The sequence below is a fragment of the Marinobacter sp. genome (genome assembly GCF_033722195.1).
Taxonomy (GTDB): Bacteria; Pseudomonadota; Gammaproteobacteria; order Pseudomonadales; family Oleiphilaceae; genus Marinobacter.
The window spans coordinates 1-2,912 of record NZ_JAWVZL010000182.1 but is presented as its reverse complement, the minus strand read 5'-3'; the positions used below and the strand labels follow the sequence as shown (position 1 = coordinate 2,912).

The following is a 2,912-nucleotide window of genomic DNA, read 5'->3' as shown; positions in this document are numbered from 1 at the left end:
GGTCGATGGTGGTGCTTTGTTCGCCACGGGAGCCGTCGAAGGCCAGGGTTTCCTGGGGCAGGTATTCGAGGATGGCGTCTTTCGCCACCGTCAAATGGGTGTGCTGGGCCCAGGCCACGCCGTGGCTGTCAGCCTCGTAGAGCTTGGCCGCCGCCGGGGTGGTGAGCAGGGCGTGGGCGCCCTCGCCCACGGTGGCCTCGATGGTGAGGGCATCACCGCTCACCAGGCCACCGGGCGGGTGCAGCAGGTAGACGTGGCAGCAGCCGGTGCGCCCTTCCGGGTAGAAGGGGCGCTGGACCCTAAGCGGGCCGGTGTGGTGACGGCGGGTGAGCCGGGTGATGGTGTCGCCCTGTTCCTGCCGGGCCAAAAAGCCCAGGGACAGGGACGCCGCCCAGCGCCGGTCCGCGTCGAAGCGGTGGCCGGAGTCGTTGGCCGCTGGCTGGCTGCCGATTACCTGATACGCCGTCATACCGTCAGGTGCTGTTTGATGAGTTCGTCGGACAGCTCGCCGATCTCGCCCTGGGCCACGCGGCGGCCCCGGTCGAGGATGGCGAAGCGGTCGGCGTACTTGCGGGCGAACGGCAGTTTCTGTTCCACCAGCAGCACGGTGAGGCCGTCTTCGGCGATCAGCTTGCGGATGACTTCACCGATCTGCGCCACGATGTTTGGCTGGATGCCTTCGCCGGGCTCGTCGAGGATCAGCAGCTGCGGCTCGATCACCAGCGCCCGGCCGATGGCCAGCTGTTGCTGCTGGCCGCCGGAGAGGTCGCCGCCACGGCGGTTCTTCATCTCCTTAAGCACCGGGAACAGCTCGTAGATGCGCTCGGGAATCTGCTTGCTGCCGTCCTTGCGGGCGGCCAGGCCGGTGCGCAGGTTCTCTTCCACCGTCAGCAGTGGGAAGATCTGCCGGCCCTGGGGCACGTAGCCGACGCCCAGGCGGGAGCGGTCTTCCACTTTCTGCCGGGTGAGTTCGGTGCCGCCGTTGTAGGTCAAAGAGCCATCCTTGACGGCTTCCTCGCCCATGATGCACTTCATCAGCGTGGTCTTGCCCACGCCGTTGCGGCCCATCACGCAGGTGCACTGGCCCTTGGGTACGTCCAGTTCCAGGTCCCACAGGGTGTGGCTCTCGCCGTAGAACTGGTTGAGTTTGTCCACTTTCAGCATCAGGCGCTCTCCCCCAGATACACTTCGATGACTTTCGGGTCGCTGGAGACCTGGTCCATGGTGCCTTCCGCCAGCACACTGCCCTGGTGCAGGACGGTGACGGTTCGGGCGATGGAGCGGACGAAGCCCATGTCGTGCTCGACCACCACCACGGACTGTTTGCCGGCGAGACTGGTGAGCAGTTCGGCGGTGCGTTCCATTTCCTGTTCGGTCATCCCGGCCACCGGCTCGTCCACCAGCAGCAGCCGCGGTTTCTGCATCAGCAGCATGCCGATCTCCAGCCACTGTTTCTGGCCGTGGGAAAGGATGCCCGCCTCCCGGTGGCGCAGTTCCACCAGGCCGATGAGGGCCAGCACTTCCTCGATGCGGTCCCGGTGTTCGCCGGTGAGCCGGGCGGTCAGGGTGGGCAGCACCCGCTTGTCGGTGGCCATGGCCAGTTCCAGGTTCTCGAACACCGAGAGGGCCTCGAACACGGTGGGCTTCTGGAACTTGCGGCCAATGCCCAGGCTGGCGATGTCCGGCTCGTTCATGGTGAGCAGGTTGTGACGGCTGCCGAACCACACCGAGCCGGTATCGGGCTGGGTCTTGCCGGTAATGATGTCCATCATGGTGGTCTTGCCCGCGCCGTTGGGGCCGATGATGCAGCGCAGCTCGCCGTCGTCGATGGTGAGGTTGAGGTTGTTGATGGCCTTGAAGCCATCGAAGCTCACGCTCACGTCTTCCAGGTAGAGAATCGGGCCGTGGCGGACGTCCACCGGGGACGCCGCCGGGGCCAGGAACTCAAAGACGCGGTCGCGATGGGTCAGTTCCTGAAGGATGCTCATGCGGTGGCCTCCTGTCCGGCTGCGTCGTCTTGGTCTTCGGATTTCCTGCGATTCGGCAGCAGGCCGGCGATGCCCTTGGGTAGCAGCACGGTGACCAGCACGAACAGGCCGCCGAGGGCGAACAGCCAGGCGTCCGGCATGATGCCGGTGAACACGGTCTTGGCGTAGTTCACCAGCAGTGCGCCGATGACCGCACCGTACAGGGTGGCGCGACCACCGAGGGCCACCCACACCACCACCTCGATGGAGAAAAGCGGCGAGAATTCGCTGGGGTTGATGATGCCCACTTGCGGCACGTACAGCGCCCCGGCCACCCCCGCCAGCATGGCGGAGACCACGAACACGAACAGCTGCACCCGTTCCACCCGGTAACCCAGGAAGCGGGTGCGGGCCTCGGCATCGCGGCAGGCCACGCTGACCCGGCCCAGCTTGCTGAGCACGATGCCCCGGCAGACCACGTAACCGATGGCCAGGGCGATGCCGGTGGCGATGAACAGCGCCAGACGGGTGGCGTCGGAGCGCAGGTCGAAGCCGAGGATGTCCTTGAAGTCGGTGAGGCCGTTGTTACCGCCGAAGCCCATCTCGTTGCGGAAGAACGCCAGCATCAGCGCGAAGGTCAGCGCCTGGGTGATGATGGAGAGGTACACGCCGGTCACCCGGGAGCGGAATGCCAGGTAGCCGAACACGAAGGCCAGCGCCCCGGGCACCAGCAGCACCATCAGCATGGCGAAGGGGAAGACGTCGAAGCCGTGCCAGTACCAGGGCAGCTCCTGCCAGTTGAGGAACACCATGAAGTCCGGCAGCACCGGGTGGCCGTAGACGCCGCGCTCGCCGATCTGGCGCATCAGGTACATGCCCATGGCGTAGCCGCCCAGGGCGAAGAAGGCGCCATGGCCGAGGCTGAGGATGCCGCAGAAGCCCCAT

At 66.1% G+C, this 2,912-nt stretch carries 4 protein-coding genes; all 4 read right to left on the bottom strand.

Features of this window, described 5'->3' with window-relative positions; translation table 11 throughout:
• Positions 1 to 469: urease accessory protein UreD (locus R3280_RS16540; RefSeq protein WP_318999709.1), on the bottom strand; the 469-nt coding region annotated here is incomplete at its 3' end.
• Complete coding sequence (gene urtE / locus R3280_RS16535) at positions 466 to 1,164, bottom strand: urea ABC transporter ATP-binding subunit UrtE (protein WP_318999708.1); 699 nt, start codon at positions 1,162 to 1,164, stop codon at positions 466 to 468. The genes R3280_RS16540 and urtE, both read right to left, overlap by 4 nt.
• A complete protein-coding gene (gene urtD / locus R3280_RS16530; RefSeq protein ID WP_318999707.1) occupies positions 1,164 to 1,988 on the bottom strand; it encodes an urea ABC transporter ATP-binding protein UrtD in 825 nt (274 codons plus the stop codon). Before urtD ends, urtE begins: the two co-directional genes overlap by 1 nt.
• Positions 1,985 to 2,912 (bottom strand): urea ABC transporter permease subunit UrtC (gene urtC, locus R3280_RS16525; RefSeq protein ID WP_318999706.1); only part of this gene is annotated, 928 nt, incomplete at its 5' end. The genes urtC and urtD, both read right to left, overlap by 4 nt.

Bases quoted from the DNA above. Each gene is read 5' to 3' on its own strand.
- urtE (WP_318999708.1), bottom strand. From the start codon at position 1,164: ATGCTGAAAGTGGACAAACTCAACCAGTTCTACGGCGAGAGCCACACC.
- urtD (WP_318999707.1), bottom strand. From the start codon at position 1,988: ATGAGCATCCTTCAGGAACTGACCCATCGCGACCGCGTCTTTGAGTTC.